Origin of the sequence: Ureibacillus sinduriensis BLB-1 = JCM 15800 (genome assembly GCF_000772955.1) — a bacterium.
GTDB lineage: Bacteria > Bacillota > Bacilli > Bacillales_A > Planococcaceae > Ureibacillus > Ureibacillus sinduriensis.
In genome coordinates this window covers 17,483-35,273 of record NZ_JPVO01000053.1, presented here as the reverse complement: position 1 = coordinate 35,273, position 17,791 = coordinate 17,483, and the positions used below count along the sequence as shown (strand labels likewise).

14 protein-coding genes, 1 tRNA gene and 1 pseudogene are annotated in these 17,791 nt (G+C 39.4%); 7 read left to right on the top strand and 9 right to left on the bottom strand.

Translation table 11 applies throughout. The features are described 5' to 3' along the window. Nucleotides 1–23 precede the first annotated feature (23 nt). The 6 genes from CD33_RS12850 to CD33_RS12825 all read right to left on the bottom strand — a co-directional run bounded on the left by CD33_RS12850 (nucleotide 24) and on the right by CD33_RS12825 (nucleotide 7,593). On the bottom strand, nucleotides 24–1,574 hold the full coding sequence (locus CD33_RS12850; RefSeq protein ID WP_036201343.1) for a class I adenylate-forming enzyme family protein: 1,551 nt from the start codon (nucleotides 1,572–1,574) through the stop codon (nucleotides 24–26). A gap of 279 nt (nucleotides 1,575–1,853) precedes the next feature. Further along, entirely contained in the window at nucleotides 1,854–3,065 is a 1,212-nt protein-coding gene (locus CD33_RS12845; protein WP_036201341.1) for an MFS transporter, read from the bottom strand. A gap of 289 nt (nucleotides 3,066–3,354) precedes the next feature. Then, nucleotides 3,355–3,753: a Zn-ribbon domain-containing OB-fold protein gene (locus CD33_RS12840; protein ID WP_036201340.1), complete on the bottom strand. Its 399-nt coding sequence runs from the start codon at nucleotides 3,751–3,753 to the stop codon at nucleotides 3,355–3,357. After that, nucleotides 3,754–4,893, bottom strand: coding sequence for an acetyl-CoA acetyltransferase (locus CD33_RS12835; RefSeq protein ID WP_036201338.1), 1,140 nt, complete (start codon nucleotides 4,891–4,893; stop codon nucleotides 3,754–3,756). A gap of 131 nt (nucleotides 4,894–5,024) precedes the next feature. Beyond that, entirely contained in the window at nucleotides 5,025–6,191 is a 1,167-nt protein-coding gene (locus tag CD33_RS12830) for an acyl-CoA dehydrogenase family protein (protein ID WP_036201337.1), read from the bottom strand. Nucleotides 6,192–7,074: 883 nt separating this feature from the next. After that, nucleotides 7,075–7,593: a hypothetical protein gene (locus tag CD33_RS12825; protein WP_036201336.1), complete on the bottom strand. Its 519-nt coding sequence runs from the start codon at nucleotides 7,591–7,593 to the stop codon at nucleotides 7,075–7,077. A 168-nt stretch (nucleotides 7,594–7,761) separates the two neighbouring features. Between CD33_RS12825 and CD33_RS20215 the strand changes: the two genes are divergently transcribed. The 5 genes from CD33_RS20215 to qoxD all read left to right on the top strand — a co-directional run bounded on the left by CD33_RS20215 (nucleotide 7,762) and on the right by qoxD (nucleotide 12,069). Next, on the top strand, nucleotides 7,762–7,905 hold the full coding sequence (locus CD33_RS20215) for a hypothetical protein (protein ID WP_156967312.1): 144 nt from the start codon (nucleotides 7,762–7,764) through the stop codon (nucleotides 7,903–7,905). Between the two features lie 361 nt (nucleotides 7,906–8,266). Continuing rightward, on the top strand, nucleotides 8,267–9,184 hold the full coding sequence (gene qoxA / locus CD33_RS12820; RefSeq protein WP_036201335.1) for a cytochrome aa3 quinol oxidase subunit II: 918 nt from the start codon (nucleotides 8,267–8,269) through the stop codon (nucleotides 9,182–9,184). A 59-nt stretch (nucleotides 9,185–9,243) separates the two neighbouring features. Further along, nucleotides 9,244–11,190, top strand: a complete 1,947-nt coding sequence (qoxB, locus tag CD33_RS12815) for a cytochrome aa3 quinol oxidase subunit I (protein ID WP_036201334.1) — start codon at nucleotides 9,244–9,246, stop codon at nucleotides 11,188–11,190. Beyond that, a complete protein-coding gene (qoxC, locus tag CD33_RS12810; protein ID WP_036201332.1) occupies nucleotides 11,190–11,786 on the top strand; it encodes a cytochrome aa3 quinol oxidase subunit III in 597 nt (198 codons plus the stop codon). Before qoxB ends, qoxC begins: the two co-directional genes overlap by 1 nt. 1 nt (nucleotide 11,787) lies before the next feature. Continuing rightward, complete coding sequence (gene qoxD / locus CD33_RS12805) at nucleotides 11,788–12,069, top strand: cytochrome aa3 quinol oxidase subunit IV (RefSeq protein ID WP_036201331.1); 282 nt, start codon at nucleotides 11,788–11,790, stop codon at nucleotides 12,067–12,069. 53 nt (nucleotides 12,070–12,122) lie between these two features. Here the strand turns inward: qoxD and CD33_RS12800 are convergent, their stop codons facing one another. Continuing rightward, on the bottom strand, nucleotides 12,123–12,326 hold the full coding sequence (locus tag CD33_RS12800; RefSeq protein WP_036201330.1) for a hypothetical protein: 204 nt from the start codon (nucleotides 12,324–12,326) through the stop codon (nucleotides 12,123–12,125). A 297-nt stretch (nucleotides 12,327–12,623) separates the two neighbouring features. Between CD33_RS12800 and CD33_RS12795 the strand changes: the two genes are divergently transcribed. Beyond that, the gene (locus tag CD33_RS12795) at nucleotides 12,624–13,712 is read left to right on the top strand and encodes an S-layer homology domain-containing protein (protein WP_036201329.1); all 1,089 of its coding nucleotides are present in this window, start codon (nucleotides 12,624–12,626) and stop codon (nucleotides 13,710–13,712) included. 931 nt (nucleotides 13,713–14,643) lie between these two features. Then, nucleotides 14,644–14,716, top strand: a tRNA-Val gene (locus CD33_RS12790). Nucleotides 14,717–15,297: 581 nt separating this feature from the next. On the opposite strand, the pseudogene CD33_RS20735 reads toward CD33_RS12790, so the two are convergent. Then, nucleotides 15,298–16,087, bottom strand: a pseudogene (locus CD33_RS20735) (tyrosine-type recombinase/integrase). 351 nt (nucleotides 16,088–16,438) lie between these two features. Beyond that, nucleotides 16,439–17,734, bottom strand: coding sequence for an MFS transporter (locus CD33_RS12780; RefSeq protein WP_036201328.1), 1,296 nt, complete (start codon nucleotides 17,732–17,734; stop codon nucleotides 16,439–16,441). Nucleotides 17,735–17,791: the final 57 nt, after the last annotated feature.

The following is a 17,791-nucleotide window of genomic DNA, read 5'->3' as shown; positions in this document are numbered from 1 at the left end:
CCTTTCGCGTGTTTTGAAACCTATCAATTATCAAATGAAAGGTCGGTAAATTGCTCTCGCAGCTTTGTCTTCAGTATTTTTCCTACGCCGTTTCTGGGCAGTTCATCTACAAACTCGATATGACGTGGTGTTTTATATTTCGCTAAGTTTTTTTGGCAATACTCAATTAATTCGCTCTCATTTACGGCAGCACCGGGTTTTTTCACTATACATGCCAGTATTTCTTCGCCCATTCTTTCAGAAGGGACACCAATGACGGCAGCCTCTAAAACAGACTCATGTTTGACGAGCAACTCTTCCAAGTCCCTCGGATAAATATTGAATCCTCCCCGGATAATTAAATCTTTTTTACGGTCCACGATGTATAAATATCCCTCATCATCCATTTTTGCCATATCACCTGTATGAAGCCATCCATTTTGCAATGCTTTTTTTGTGGCTTCTTCATTTCTAAAGTAACCTGGTGTTACATTATCCCCTTGGACCAATAATTCTCCCACTTCACCAATAGGAAGTTCTTTTCCTTGTTCATCAACAATTTTGATTTTGACACCCGGCATCGGAACACCTACAGATCCTTCTTTAATAGGCATATTATTACGTTGCGTTGCAACCCCTGGGGAAGCTTCGGAAAGTCCATAGGCATCACGAACCTCCGCCCCAAATCTTTCTTTGAATTTGTGGCGCAGACTAATCGCCAGCGCAGCAGAACCTGAACCCACCGTTTCTAGGCTCGACAAGTCATAATGTTCCGCATTTGGATGGTATAACATGGCATGCACCATTGCAGGAACAGCGGCAAACGATTTTACTTTATACTTTTCGATTACCTTGAATACTTCCTCTGCATCAAATCTGGAAAAAATAACAACCGAGCTTCCAAGCAGGAACATTCCGTTCATAATTCCGAATCCGTAAATATGCGCCAGGGGAAGAACCCCGATTGTTGTCCCTCTCGTATCCTCTTCTTCCCTTAATGATAAGCCGGACATAGAATTCGCATAGAGATTTTTATGTGTCAGCATAACTCCTTTAGGAACTCCCGTAGTGCCGGATGTATATAATATGACCGCGACATCATCCTCTTTCATATCCAGTGAATCATTTTCATAGATTGGCGTATTTGCCAGCACCTTTTCCCATTCAACAACTTCGATTCCGTCTAGCAAATCTGTCTCGTTTGGTTGATCGATACAGATAATTTTGGGCTTATCACTTAATCCATTTGTTGCTTTGGATATTTTTTTCAGGAGTTCAGATGAAGTGACGACCACTTTCGCTTCCGAATTTTTCAGTATAAAGTTAATTTCATTTTCGTGAAGTAGATACATAACAGGGACAATAATGCCTCCCACTCCCAATACACCTTGGTATGAAAAGATTACTTCGGGGCAATTCGGCATGCAAATCAGCACGCGGTCGCCTTTTTCTACCCCCAAGGAGTGCATAACACCTGAGACCTTTTTACAAATAATTTCAGTTTCGCAGTTTGTATACGTTTTTTCATTATAGTAAAGAAGGTTATACTCACCAAACTTTTCAATATTTTCACCTAATAATTCAGTTAATAGCATGTTATCCTCCCAATGTAAAAAATATTTTCATAGCAAGGATTCAACTATGAAGCTTTCGTCGCAGCCGAAACAATTGCGCCCAGGTTTCACCGAGCAATCCCGATAAACAATCCTTCAAAAAACGCATATCTATGCAATAAGTTTTAACTTCATTCAGCCAAGGTTCATTTCCCAACCATACCGCTTCTCTTTCGGCATCCAACGCACTCTTATCTTGTGGAAATCTTCGTTCGGATGAAATTAAAACGCTTTCATTTTAAGGAGCCAACAATTCGCTAATTATGAGTTACTAGTGTCTTTTTGATCAGGTAAAGTGATATGAATTTTTTGTTGATAGGCACTGATGAATGCAATGCCAAGTAGAAGTGCCGTAATAATTGCAGAAGTGATAAATGGTGCCGATGCCAAGAATACAAATACCCAGCCACCCCAAAGAGGACCTAGTATTCTACCAAGACTATCCATGGAATTTTGCAGTCCCATTGTTATGCCCTGCCCCATCTCGTTACGCTTTGATAGCATCGCAATTGTAGTCGGACGTACCAAGGACTGGCCCAATCCGGTCAACAAGCAACCAACGATCGCCACCCAGATAAATGGTGCAAAGCTGATAAAACAATAACCTATTGTTGTAATGACTAGCCCTATTTTCGTGATGGTCTCTTCATCCCACAAATCGTAGCATTTCTTAAGCAAAAAGAATTGCACGACAACCGAAATTCCAGCTTGTGCGCTGAATGCAAGACTGACAAAAACAGGAGTAGCATCAAATCTTTCAATCATGAAATAGCCAAGTAATCCAAAGAAACTAGAGGCTGCTATTGATAATCCAAGAATAATTGTATAATGGTTCCAATAACCCGTTTTTGTTATCATTAAAATCGATTTCCAAAAGGAAATAGCTTCCTTTTGTTGAGATGACTCACTATCATCCTCATGGATCATTTTGTCTTGAATGTAAAAGTGGGCAAATGGAAGCGTGATTAAAGCGAGAGAACCTGCAATGATGAAAGGAACAGTTACTCCCAAAGGAGAAAACAATCCGCCTATTGCTGGACCGCAGAGGAATCCTAGTCCGTTCACCGCTCCCATTTTCGCTATCGACTCATTTCTAAATTCCTTCTTTGTTTGATCCGCTACCATAGAAAAGGCGGCAGGGTGAGCACCAGATGAGATAGCTGCTCCAATCAGCCTTACCAATAGCAATTGCCAATAATTTTGTGCAAAAATCAACATAAGGAAGGCTATACCAAAACCCAAAACCCCCATGATCAATACCGGTTTTCGCCCTATCTTATCAGCCAAACGACCCCATATTGGTGAAGTGATCATCTGTGCGATTGCCCAGACAATGATCAATGATGACATTTGAACTGATGTAAGGTTTAAATCGTCTGCTAAGAATGGCAATGTAGGAAGTACTATTCCGTAACCTGTCATCGTTAAAAACATAATGAATCCTAGTAAAAAGAACGCCTTCCTATCCATCATAACTATTCATCTTCTTTCACTTTTTTTAGAAAATGCGCAAAGGTGCTAAGCCAGCTCCGCAAAAAATCAGGGAACCTATTGTTATAAGCAATGTGCAATGTCGGCAGTCTCATCTATTTGCGTCGCTACCTTCGACAAAAGGACGTTATTTACCCTACAGGCGATTCCAATTCCTCCTGGAGCCGGCACCCGTTGCTGACACTTTTCTAGTCCAAAATTCAATTCTATTGCAGAGTTAAGTAAAGCCGGTTATTTTTCCATAATTTTACCTTTTGTCACGTAGGCTCCATTAAATTACTTGGAAGTATGGTAAAACTAAATCACTTTCAACCTTTGTAAATATGACAGAGACAGGCTTTTCAATGGCAATCTGTTGCATATCCCCTAAGATTCTTGACATCATTCTTACTCCCTCGTCAAGTTCTATGATGCCTACAACAAACGGAGTCTCACCTTTAAATGGTCCAAATGCTTGGTGTACGACAGTAAAACTATAGATTTTCCCAATTCCACATGACTCCTGCCAGCTAATTTCTTTTGAAAAACAATGGGGGCAGATCGTTCTTGGATAAAAGATGAATTGATGACAATCGTTGCAATATTGGATGAACAGTTTTCCATTGAGCAATCCATCCCAATATGGCTTTGATTCTTCATCAATTGCCGAGTGGATCAGATCTTTTATCATTTAATCCCCTCCTAAAATTACCGTTGAAGTTGAGGAAAGAACTCCTCCTGTACCGTGAACCAATGCGAGCTTTGCATTATCTACTTGACGTGCACCACATTCCCCTCTTAATTGGCGTGCAGCTTCGATTAATAAGAAGATTCCATACATACCAGGATGGCAATAAGATAGCCCTCCACCATTTGTATTCATAGGAAATTCTCCGCCGGGAGCTGTTCGTTGTCCGCTTACAAATGCACCGCCTTCACCAGGTTTACAAAAACCGAGTGATTCAAGTGTGAGTAATACCGTTATTGTAAAAGAGTCGTAGATTTCGGCGACATCAATTTCCTCTTGAGCAACTCCAGCCATTTCAAATGCCCTCTTTCCAGATTCGCGTGCACTTGTTACAGTTAGATCTGGCATATTGGCAATCGTATTGTGGGAATGAGATTCTCCATGTCCAAGAATCCATACCGGTTTTTTGTTTAATTTTGTTGCAACGTTTTTGGAAGCAACAATCACTGCCCCACCACCGTCGGTTACTAAACAACAGTCTAATAGGTGCAAAGGTTCAGCGATCTTTCGTGAGTTAAGCACATCTTCAATTGTAATCGTCTCTTTCATGTAAGCCTTTTCATTCAGTGCCGCCCATTTTCTGGTCGCCACCGCAATTTCCGCCAACTGTTCTGAAGTTGTACCATATTGATGCATATGACGCATTGCTGCCAAAGCATAAGCACCGACCGGGGTTGGCAATCCATAGGGCAGTTCGTACTGTGCGGTAAGAGGTGACCTGAAACTAGAATTTGTTGGGTTTGTTCTATTTGTACTACCATAGGTGATCAGTGCCACTTCAAACAAGCCAGCCTTAATGCCTGCAGCTGCATGGCCAATATGCGCTTCAAAGGACGAACCACCAATATTTGTTGAATCTGAATATTTGGGCTGAATCCCTAAATATTCAGCCAACATCAGGTTTGGTGCCCATGCCCAATTCCCGGCCGTGAACACAGCATCAACATCGTTTTTTGTTAACCCGGCGTCCTCCAACGCTAATTTTGCAGCTTGTGCCTGTAGTTGCAAAACGTTTTTGCCGGGGCTTTTACCTATATCAGACTCAGCAACACCTACAATCGCCGCCATTCTATCCGATCTCATATTTGCCCCCTTTAGGGTTAATAAACTTCGCTATCGTTGCATTCATTCAAGAGTGCTGACCATAACTAACCGGTTAGTATTATTAAAGTATAATAACTGACTGGGTAGTATGTTATCTTATAAAAATATGATTATAGCAATTCTCCTACTTTTGCATGCCCTTTCAATAAATTACGTGCAATCGTACGGCGTTGAATTTCATCTGTCCCCTCAAAAATCCGATATAGTCTTAATTCTCTATACCAGCGTTCAATTGGCAGTTCTTTTGTATAGCCCATTCCGCCATGAATTTGAAGTACGCGATCTACAACCTCGTTTGCCATAATTGCGCCGTTAAGTTTCGCCATCGATGACTGGTGTCGGGCATCCATCCCATTTTCGGCCATCCATGCCGCTTTAAAGACAATCCATTTAGCCGCTTCGATCTCCACAGCCGAGTCAGCAATCATCCATTGTATCGCTTGGCGTTCGGCGATTGGTTTCCCAAACGTTACCCTTGTTTTTGAATAATCGATGGCCATTTGTAATAGTCGTTCCGCGGCACCGATTGCTCCTGCAGGAATCATGTAACGTCCTTGACCAATCCATTGCATCCCAAGATTGAAGCCTTGACCTAGTTCCCCTAGGATATTTTCTTCCGGTACACGAACGTTATCAAATACCAGGGTAGCTGGTCCCCATTCGCCCATTGTGTAAATGTATTCCGATTTCCAACCCATTTCTCGATCTACCAGGAAACAAGTTACCCCGCCATTAGCACCTTTTTCTTTATCGGTAACAGCGAAAACCATGGCAAAATCCGCTTCATTCCCGTTTGTAATGAACACCTTTTCTCCATTTAGAACCCAATGGTCACCATCTTTTATGGCCTGCATTTGGATACTTCTTGCATCTGAGCCCGCTCCTGGTTCCGTTAAAGCAAAGCAGGAACGTCTTTCTCCATTAATAGTAGGTATTAAATATTTCTCCTTTTGCTCCTCGTTGCACAGATATAAAATATTGTCCGCTGAACCTCCAAAATTGAATGGTACATAGGTTCTCCCTAATTCCATTGCGATTAACACCGACATAATCGGCCCTAAATCAGCCCCACCATATTCTTCCGGCGTATTGATTCCCCAGAAGCCAATCGCCTTTGCCTTTTCCCTTAATTCTTTTACCTTTTCCTTGGAAATGCCCGGTCTGCCTTCTCTTTCATTTTTTAGTACCTCTTGCTCCAAAGGTTTAAGTTCTTTATTGACAAAATCCCTTACCGTTTTTTGAATCATTTTTTGTTCATCAGTCAATGTAAAATCCATTTAAACACATCCCCTTAATTTTGAATTTATTTGAGTACTAAATTGTCAATCAATATTCACAATTTCTTAGAATACTCAGATACAACACGGTATGAATTTTCCAACGCACTTATGCGGAAAAAATAAAAGCGTTTTCATTTTTTCTCAAACCTATCCAGTCCTTTCAATAACCGAAATATATAATGGTCAAATAGTGTTTGTCCAAGCAGCAAGAAATTGGCATGCAAAAAAAGCTTAGTCCTGGCGGATGAACTAAGCACACCGTACATTGAGAACAAATTGCAAAGGGAAAATATATGTAATAAAAAACAAAAGGCTGTAAACACTCACTCCAACCTTTTGTACTTCAATTCAACTCAGAAGTTCCTATTTCAGTTTATGCAGTTCCCGCATGCCCCATCATTCCCATCCAATCCATTGTACCGTCAAGGGAGGTACTGAATCATGATATGGTGAATGGGTCACAATTGATATTTCGAGAATGTTCATATATAGTGCCGATACTTTATTTAATCTTCTAAATTCTATGTAGAAGATAGTTTCACAATTTTTGAATTTAAGTTAAGTAACTTACTAAATGGCAATTTCACATAATTACTGCTTTTGATCATTGTAGAAGGTTTGTTTACTTTTCGAAAATACACACTTCCCGACAGCCAGAACAGAACATGACAAATTGCCGGAGTAGTCAAAGGAACTATCTTATGTGCTTTTCGGTTCATTTGGTCCATATGGCTATGCTATATACCTTCAAACCAACAAGCTATTCATCCATGTTGCAATCTATGGAAATTACATTTATTGTATATTGGGAAATCTTTATTCGTCCTAACGCAATCAAAAATCCTAACAAAAGAGAAATCCCGAAAAAATGGCTTATTTGTCAGAACGAACTTGTTGGATGATAGACGCTAATGAAGAACTGCACCTGGCTTTGTGATAGAGCCAATGCCCTTAAAAACAAAGCATTTTGGGCTGTTAATGCCAATTCCGACTGTGCAGGAACAATCTCTTCGACCAATACATCTTCATCATCCTCAATGCTGATCAGGACATCATTTTCAGATAAATTTCGTGCTATTACAGTTATTAGAAGTGGTGCACGCATGGGTGATGCTGGAGCTGCGTAAATGAGTGTGTAATCTTGATTTTTTGGAGCTTCCTCTACCTTTTCGGTTTCATGAAAAAAAATGGACGAATCTTCATAGTTTGATGCCTCTTCCATGTCATTCGAAACATTTTTGTCTTCGATAATTAACTTCTTTTCCTCACCTATCGTTGCATTCACACAAAAATTTTGACCGATGATGAGTGAGTTCCTTTCAAAAATCACTTCACTCTCAATTCGACTACTCCCGCGATCATCATTTGTATCCTTATTGGTATTCCAGTCCAAACCCATTTTCAGCCCTCCTTCTATTTACTAGTTAATGCTGTTTATACGCACGTGGAAGGGCTAATCACATAAAAATCAAGAAAATTTCTTACAGGATGGATGATTGTTAAATTGACTGCTAAGTAAATGCATTGCAAATGAAATTAAGCACAAAATAATAATGGAGGTGAAAAATTGATGGCTAAGAAATCCAGCACCACTTTTAGAAAAATGAAAAAACCAAAAAAGCATAACAGCCGTGAAGAAATTTCACAGGAACAAAATTTCGACAAGGCCTTAAAGAAAATTGAATTTCAGGACAATAAAATTAACGATTAGCTTAAAAAGTTATATTGAAAAAGTTGATAGCTCCTCTTATCATGAACCAAAAGATTCCTTTTATAAGGGATCTTTTTTTATTTCTATATAATTTATTCTCTATATTAACTTTATTCTAACTCCCTATTAAACAGCAAAATAAGGAAAATGAACGCGTTTTCATCCCAAAATTTTACACTTATATCTAGTTCTTGATAAATGGTGAACTTTATGTGAATAACTTTTGAATAAGAGGTGAACCTTTTGTGAAATCAGCTCAAAAACAATGATTTTACTATTCGATTGATTAAAATAGAGTTATAGTGTTGGAGGAAGTCAACGGGTGATTTCTTTTGACTAATAAGGGAAGGTGAATATCTTTATGAGAAAAAAATGGGCTTTATTTACGTCCATGATGGCACTTGTCTTTATACTAGCTGGTTGTGAGCCACTTTTAGTATTAGATCCAAAAGGCCCTCAAGCTGAAAGACAAGCGAATGATATCTTATTATCAATCGGCATCATGTCTGTTATCGTAATCGTTGTCATGGTCATCTTGGCATATATCCTAATCAAGTATCGTGCTTCAAAACTGCCTGACGATTATGAACCACCACACATCCACGGCAACAAATGGGTTGAAATCGTTTGTGTAGGTGTTCCTATATTAATAGTAGCTTATCTATCATTTGTCTCTGTAAAAAGTAATTATATTGTTGAATCAACACCAGAAGGTTATGAGAATCAAGAACCCTTAGTTGTATATGCTTCCTCTTCCGACTGGAAATGGCACTTTAGTTATCCAGAAGAAGGTATTGAAACTGTGAACTACCTTTATATTCCGACAAATCGTCCGTTAGAATTCAAGTTATATTCTTACGGTCCGATCACAAGTTTCTGGATTCCACAACTCGGAGGCCAGAAATATGCAATGTCCGATATGGTGACAACTTTACACTTGGCTGCCGATGAAGCTGGTGAATACATGGGAAGAAACGCGAACTTCAGCGGTAAAGGATTTGCCGAAAATACGTTCAACGTAACAGCCATGTCACAAGCAGACTTCGATGAATGGGTTGACGAAGTTCACCAAACAGCTGAACCTATAACTGAAAGTCAATTTGAAAAATTATTAGAACCTGGTCATCTTGGACAAATGACATTTACAGGAACACATTTGGAATTTAGTCCTGCTCCAGAACACGCTCATAACGAAGTTTCTGAAGATGCCGAAGAAAATCAAGAACATTCTAATCACGAGAATCATACTGAAGTTGAAACAGATCACAGTGGTCATTAATTAGAAGAGATAAAATCTAATTCTATTATTAGTATTTTATCTTGAAAGGAGAAAAAAGGATGGAATTCTTTGAACGTTTTGCTATCCCTCATCCAAGTCCGGCGATATATGCCTCAATGGTTGCCATTGCTTTAGTAAGTATTGGGATCGTTGCAGGCTTAACATATTTCAAAAAATGGGGCTATTTATGGCGTGAATGGTTAACAACCGTCGATCATAAAAAAATCGGTATTATGTACTTGGTCTCTGCCCTATTAATGCTTTTCCGCGGTGGTGCGGATGCCATCATGATGCGCGCCCAGCTTGCAACACCTGAAGCCAAGCTTCTAGATGCACAACACTATAACGAAATTTTTACAACTCATGGTGTTGTGATGATTATCTTTATGGCCATGCCATTTATCTTTGCATTTATGAACTTAATCGTGCCACTGCAAATCGGGGCACGTGACGTGGCTTTCCCACGCTTAAATGCACTAAGTTTCTGGTTATTCTTCGCCGGAGCAATGTTATTTAATATTTCGTTCGTAATCGGTGGTTCACCAGATGCAGGTTGGACTTCATACTTCCCTCTTGCCGGCAACGATTTCAGTGAATCTGTTGGTACGAACTACTATATGTTAGCTATCCAAATCTCAGGGATCGGCTCGTTAATGACGGGTATTAACATGTGTACAACAATCTTAAAAATGCGTGCACCTGGTATGACATTAATGAAAATGCCTATGTTCACTTGGTCTGCATTTATTGCAAACGTAATCATCGTTTTCGCTTTCCCTGTACTGACTGTTGCGTTGATCATGGGTACAACAGACCGATTATTTGCAACGAATTTCTTTACAACAAGCAACGGCGGTATGGATATGCTTTGGGCCAACTTCTTCTGGATTTGGGGACACCCTGAAGTTTATATCTTGATCTTGCCTGCATTCGGTCTTTACAGTGAAATCATCTCGACCTTCTCAAGACGTAATTTATATGGCTACTCGTCAATGGTTTGGTCAATGGTGCTGATTTCCCTGCTTTCGTTCTTAGTTTGGACCCACCATTTCTTTACAATGGGTCAAGGTGCCCTGACAAACAGTATCTTCTCCATTACAACAATGGCGATTGCTGTGCCGACCGGGGTTAAGATCTTTAACTGGTTATTTACGATGTGGAAAGGGAAAATCCGCTTTACAGTCCCAATGCTTTACTCAGTTGGTTTTATCCCACTATTTACCATCGGCGGAGTTACAGGGGTAATGCTGGCGATGTCGGCGGCAGACTATCAATATCATAATACGATGTTCTTGGTTGCCCATTTCCATAACACAATTATTCCTGGTGTAGTATTCGCTATGCTGGCTGGTTTAACTTACTATTGGCCAAAATTCTTTGGCTTTATGTTAAATGAAAAAATCGGTAAAGTGACATTCTGGTTACTAACAGTTGGTTTTGTCCTAGCTTTCTTCCCAATGTATCTAACTGGCTTAGATGGGCAAGCTCGCCGTATGTACACTTATTCGGAAGCAACTGGATTTGGACCACTAAATATGCTGTCATTTATCGGTGCGGCCCTCATGGCAATCGGATTTGTGACAATCGTTTATAACGTATACTATAGCTTTAAAAACTCATCAAGAGATATCGGCAGTGACCCATGGGATGCTCGCTCATTGGAATGGGCCACTCACACACCAGTACCGGAGTACAATTTTGCCAGAACACCTCAAATTAGTTCGAGCGAAACATTCTGGGATTCTAAGAAAAATGGTCATGTGTTATTCAAAGGCGAAATTGAAGAAATTCATATGCCAAATAATAGCGGCGTTCCGTTCGTTATGGGTATGATCTTCCTTGTTGCAGGCTTCTCATTCATCTTTGCTTTATGGATTCCTGCAGTCATCGCGTTAATCGGCATTTTCGTTTGTATGGCGATGCGCTCATTCGAAAAAGATCATGGACGACATATTTCTGTGAAAGAAATTAAAGAAACGGAAGAGCAACTTGGAGGTGCAAAATAATGCATATCGATCATTCGAAGCCTCTTGAGTATAGTACTCAACAAAATCAATTAAACATTTTAGGATTTTGGATTTTCCTAGGTGCTGAAATTATGCTGTTTGCTACCCTTTTCACAGCATACTTCACACTTGAAGGCCGTACAGGTACTGGCCCAACACCTGCCGAAATTTTTGAAATTACGCCGGTTCTCATAGAAACACTTGTCTTGTTAACTAGTAGTTTCACAATCGGGCTTGGTATTCATGCAATGAGACTTGGCCGCAAAAATGCTATGATCACGTTCTTTGGCATTACCCTACTGCTTGGTCTTTGTTTCCTTGGAGTAGAGATCTATGAATTCATGCATTATTACCATGTTGGGGCAACTTATCAAACTAGTGCTTTCACGGCAGCACTCCTAACAACATTGGGAACTCACGGTGGGCACGTAACTTTGGGCTTATTCTGGGGAACATTCATCATTCTTCAAGTGAAAAAACGTGGATTAACACCTGAAACGGCTAATAAATCATTTATCTTCTCTCTTTACTGGCATTTCTTAGATGTAGTTTGGATCTTTATCTTCAGCTTCATCTATCTGAAAGGAATGATGTAATATGAAAGAATTATTCCCTGCAAAACAGGTTATGGGCTTTGTTGCATCATTAGTCCTTACTGCCGTAGCATTATTGGTTTACTTTACCGATATGACCTTTACAGTCGGTATGACCATTCTTTTGGCAACAGCCTTCATCCAAGCGTTCCTGCAAATAGTTGTCTTCATGCACGCTGGTGAATCGAAAGATGGTAAAGCAATCTATGCGAATATCCTATATGCTTTGATCATCGCACTTGTTAGTGTATTCGGCACCCTGCTGATTCTTCTATGGGATATGTAATGAATACCAAAAAAAGCTTGAGAATTTCTCTCAAGCTTTTTTATTTTTACTATTTATTTTGCTATACTTCGTTCTGATTTTTTAGATTCATGCTCTGATAGTAGATGTAAGAATAAAAACATGATAAAGAGCGCACCACCGCATTTAGCGATCTCAATTCCATACCAAATGGAGATATTTACAAAGAAACTAGCAATGACAAGAATTATACCTAATACTACAAGCATCCCAGAAAGTTTTGTATATAAATTAAACATGTATAAGTCACTCCTTCTTGGACTATTTATATATAGTATACCTCCGAATTCACAATTTAGCCACATCTTTTTAACAATTTCGCCACACTTTATTCATTAATTATTCAAATTCAACAATTGACAGTCCTTTTCGCTTGATAAACCTTAATAGATTCAATATCTCCTCCCCGTATTCAAGTTGATTGAATAAGGGGCAAAACTTAAATTTACCATATTTTCTACATAGTATTCGTATTGTCATTCATGTAAACTACTTCTGTTAGTAAAAGTTTAAAAGAAGAAAGTGGAGGAAACCCTTTGAAGGCAATATCTATTTTTTTAACTTCCTTTGTATTGTTTGGATTTTCTGTATCCCCGGCTTTGGCGGAAGAAAAATCCACCGAATTGTATTTTTTGGATGATGTTGAATACGAACACTGGGCATACAATGAATTGGAACGCTTCCTGTATGCCGATATAATAGACGGATATGTTGAAATGGAAACGTATGTAGAAGACGGAGAGGAATATGAGTATCCATTCATCTATATTAAACCTGATGATACGATTACTCGTGCTGAATTTACGAAAATACTTGTCAACGCCATGAATTTAGATGCAATGGATACTAGTAAGTCGTTTCCAGATGTTAAACAATCGAACTGGTATTACGACTATGTCCGTGCCGCTAGTAGCCATGGCATTATTAACGGTAAAACAGATGGTACCTTCCGACCAAATGCCAAGATTACGCGTGACGAAATTACGGCGATGATTTACCGTGCATTCCAAACATCCATCGATTTTTCTAAAACTGGACAAGTATTTCCCGACGTGCCGAAGGGAAATTTCGCATATGAAGCAATTATGAGAACAGCTGCCGCTGGGATTATAAAAGGATATGGCGATGCTTTTAAACCTTATAATAATGCAACCCGTGCCGAAGCAATCACAATGATTGACCGTGCATTGCATTTAGAGCAAGGGACTGAAGAGGATCTAATTTCAGTTGCCCAAATAGTGGATAAGAACATCAAGGAAGAAGTGAAGTTCTCGGAACAACAAGATGTTGAGTCCTTGGAAGCTCTTTATCGTGAAACGACGATTGGTTATTATCTGGCTACTTCACTTGAAAGTTTGTACATGGAAGACGAAATGAACGCAACATACACGATGGAACAAGTGGGCCAACATTCCATCGACCCTGTCACTGTGAATAAAAATTTTGCCCAAGCCCGAATTGATAATTTAAATTATAATCTTTCCATGACATCTCCGGAGATGTCATTCAATATGACAGTGAATCTATCTGGTACAGCATTCCTAAAGAAAAACCATGACGGTCATTGGAAAATTTACAACATTGTTTTAGACGAAGATGAAACTGGAGAAGATTGGGAAGAATAGAAACAACGGCTGTTTGGTGACACTTCTGGGCTCGTGCTCTTCCGATTTGTCTTATTGCCGCCTGTTTGGTGACACTTCTGGGCTCGTGCTCCTCCGATTTGTCTAATTGTTGCCTGTTTGGTGACACTTTTGGGCTCGTGCTCTTCCGATTTGTCTTATTGCTGAATGTTTGGTGACACTTCTGGGCTCGTGCTCTTCCGATTTGTCTTATTGCTGAATGTTTGGTGACACTTCTGGGCTCGCGCTCTTCCGATTTGTCTTATTGCCGCCTGTTTGGTGACACTTTTGGGCTCGTGCTCTTCCGATTTGTCTAATTGCTGCCTGTTTGGTGACACTTCTGGGCTCGCGCTCCTCCGATTTGTCTTATTGCTGAATGTTTGGTGACACTTCTGGGCTCGCGCTCTTCCGATTTGTCTAATTGCTGCCTGTTTGGTGACACTTCTGGGCTCGCGCTCCTCCGATTTGTCTTATTGCTGCCTGTTTGGTGACACTTCTGGGCTCGCGCTCTTCCGATTTGTCTAATTGCTGCCTGTTTGGTGACACTTCTGGGCTCGCGCTCCTCCGATTTGTCTTATTGCTGCCTGTTTGGTGACACTTCTGGGCTCGCGCTCTTCCGATTTGTCTAATTGCTGCCTGTTTGGTGACACTTCTGGGCTCGCGCTCCTCCGATTTGTCTTATTGCTGCCTGTTTGGTGACACTTCTGGGCTCGCGCTCCTCCGATTTGTCTTATTGCTGCTTCTTCGGTAAGTTCATTAAACCGTGATTATAGATAAAACTTGGTTCCTTGTGAACCAGGTTTTATTTTTTCCATACAGCAGCATCAAATTCCATCCAGTTACCTTCCGCTCAATTTATATAATGGCAGAATAGACACTTCTAAATTTTCTGCTTGGTTATTTTTCAATTTGATGTTAAAATATAGTAGAACAAGGTCCTGTAGCTCAGCTGGGAGAGCACCACCTCGACAAGGTGGGGGTCGCAGGTTCGAACCCTGTCGGGACCATACTTTATTAAAGCCTCGAAACATTGGTATATCAATGTTTCGAGGCTTTTTATAATACTATATGCATCTTTATTAAACCATTACTTGCCCCTCTTTATCCGCAGATTGTCCGCATGATTTTTCCAAATTGCTTTTTACTCATTGATAATGAAACAAATCGAAATCATGTATCGTAGCAGTCTCATGGTTTTTAACTAAAGATGGAATTAAACAAACCACAAAACTTTAAAAAATACCAATTAAAGAATTAGAATCTGGTGAAAAAATCCATCCTAAGAATTGGGGGCCTCGTAATTCAAAGTTTTTATCGCCCTAAATATATTTGCAGAACAGTTAAATTGTCAAGTTGATATAAGCGGAGGAAATTATCACTGACGGTACTGGAGAAAAAGCAGTTCCACTCTTTGATGATAGCTACCGCAAATGCATTAGAACTGCTTTTTAGTACTAAAGTATATTTTAACATTAGATAGATTTATAACCTGTAAACTGATAAGTTATTGGTGTCATTCCATTAAAGTTTTATTTACTTAATTTCAAGAGAATATATTGTAAAAATCCTGCTTTATTTTTCCGCTTAGCTAAGTAAAAATCTTTGTAGTCTCACCCTTTTCATGACCCAGTAACCTTTGGATAACATCAATCGGCGCACCGTTATTAATCATATGCGTTGCATAACTGTGTCGTAGCTAATGTGGATATATACTCTTTTTTATTCCAGCACGATTTGATATGCGTTTGATCATATATCTTAGATTATCAATGCTCATACGCCTTTTCGGCATTCTGTCCGTAATAAACAAACAAGGGTCTCCATCCTCTCCAACATCCAAATACCTTTTTTAACCAAATGAAGCAACATGTATTAAAGTACACTTCCCTTTCTTTATCACCCTTACCTTGTACGATAACTGATATATTATCGCGGTTTAATTTTATAACTTCACCGATACGGCAGCCGGTCGAATACAAAAACTCAAATAGCGCGTTCTCTATCGTTGTTTGACAAGCTTCCCTTAGATGTTCTATCTCTAAATCTGAGAGAAGCTTAGGAATCCTTTTACCTAACTTCGGTTCTTTCAGTTTAGCTGTAGGATTTTTTAAGAAATGGCCCTCTTCATGTGACCATCTAAATAGTGATTTAATACAACGAATCCTATGTCCTAAGCTAGAAGGCTTCAAGTGTCTCCTGACTGCAATAAATATTCTTTTAATTTCTCAGTTGTGAATTCATATCAATATCACCAAAAAATCGCAATAATAGATTATATTGAAAACAATATGTTTTTAATGTAAGTGATGAATATCCCTCGATTTTTTATCCTGTTTATGCTTTTTCCAAGCTTCGGATAATAAACATGCGTCTTTCACTCTCCCATTTATAAATCTATTTATCTAAATTCTATAATGTTGAATAAAGCTTTTTCATACGAGGATATTCAACAATCTAAAATATTGGTAGTCTTGAACTCTGATTAATCTAAAAAAGCCCTTTCCTTGTTTCTGAAGTGACCCCAAAAAGTTAGACATTATTAGTTAGGCAGCTTGCGAGGATTGAATTCGGTATTGTACCCTTTAATGGAAAAAGGCGCATTCTTATTAAAGAATTACGCCAGATTGTGGAATATGAATAAGGTGGTATACTTTATTTTGATTTTTATATTAAAGGAATCTACGTAAAGATATGCCCAAAATATAGTGTTAGTAATATAACCTTTCTTACTAATTACCACCTCTACGAGACCATATCAAAATCGGAATTAATAATATGGAGAGAATCCCTCCAATAAATGATAAAGTTAGATAACTTGTACTCGCCATAATCACTCCAGACAAGGCTCCACCAGCAGCTCCTGATAAGGCAACGAAAACATCCAAAGTACCTTGTGTTTTAGCCCTTGTAGAAGTTGTTGTTGAATCAACAATAAGTGCAGTCCCACTGATCAAACCAAAATTCCATCCTAATCCCAGTAAAGAAAGTGCAATAATTAGGAAAACCATTGAATCTCCTGGAGCAAATGCTGCTGTTAAACCCGCCAGAAGCAACGTAGCTCCAGAAGCAATGGCCATAACAGTACGGCCCAATTTGTCAACAAGGATACCAGTAACCAGTGAAGGGAGATACATGGCACCTATATGAAAACCAATAACAAGGCCTACTTCACCCACGCTATGTCCATGATGCCGCATATGAACTGGTGTCATAGTCATAATAGCTACCATTACAATTTGAGTCAGAACCATAATCGTCGCACCTACAATTATGCCTCTTTTGTTCTCTAATTGCTCAGTAGTGACTGTAGGTATTTTCTCATTCTGTTCTTTGTTCGATGCTTCTATTGTTCTTGCTATTAGTAACGGATCTGGGCGAAGCATAATGAAAAGAACAATACCCGCTAAGATATATGCTGCTGCCGCCAAAATGAATGGACCAGCAAGTGCTGGAACGCCAATAGAAGAAGCAATATTGCCCATTACATTTACTAAGTTCGGGCCAGCAACTGCACCAAATGTCGTAAATACCATAGTAAGACTAATAGCAGTCGCTCTCTGTTTACTATTTGCTAAATCTGTTCCTGCATAACGAGCTTGTAAATTTGTTGCAGTTCCTGAACCATAAATAAGTAATGAAAGAAATAACAGTAAAACGCTATTTAGTATTGCTGCGATGATGACTCCTATTGCTCCCAGTCCACCTATCATAAAACCTGTTGCCAGACCTATACGACGTCCCGAAGCTTGCGAAAGTCTCCCAACGAGTAAAGCTGCTCCTGCTGACCCTAAGGTAAATAAAGCTGATGGAAGTCCGGCAAAAGCTTCTGTACCAAGCATTTGCTGTGCAAGAAGTGCCCCCACCGTAACTCCTGCTGCTAACCCTGCACCTCCAAATATTTGTGAAACACTTACCACGAATAAAGTACGCTTATATAACGCTTTTTGTTTTTCTGGAGAAAGAATGTAGCTTTTTAGCGTAGCTGTTTGTACTTCTAACGATTCTACACGATTTTTTTGTACCATGTTCCTACCTACCTTTCTAAAAACCCATTCAATAAAGCTACCAACAATATTTGAAAT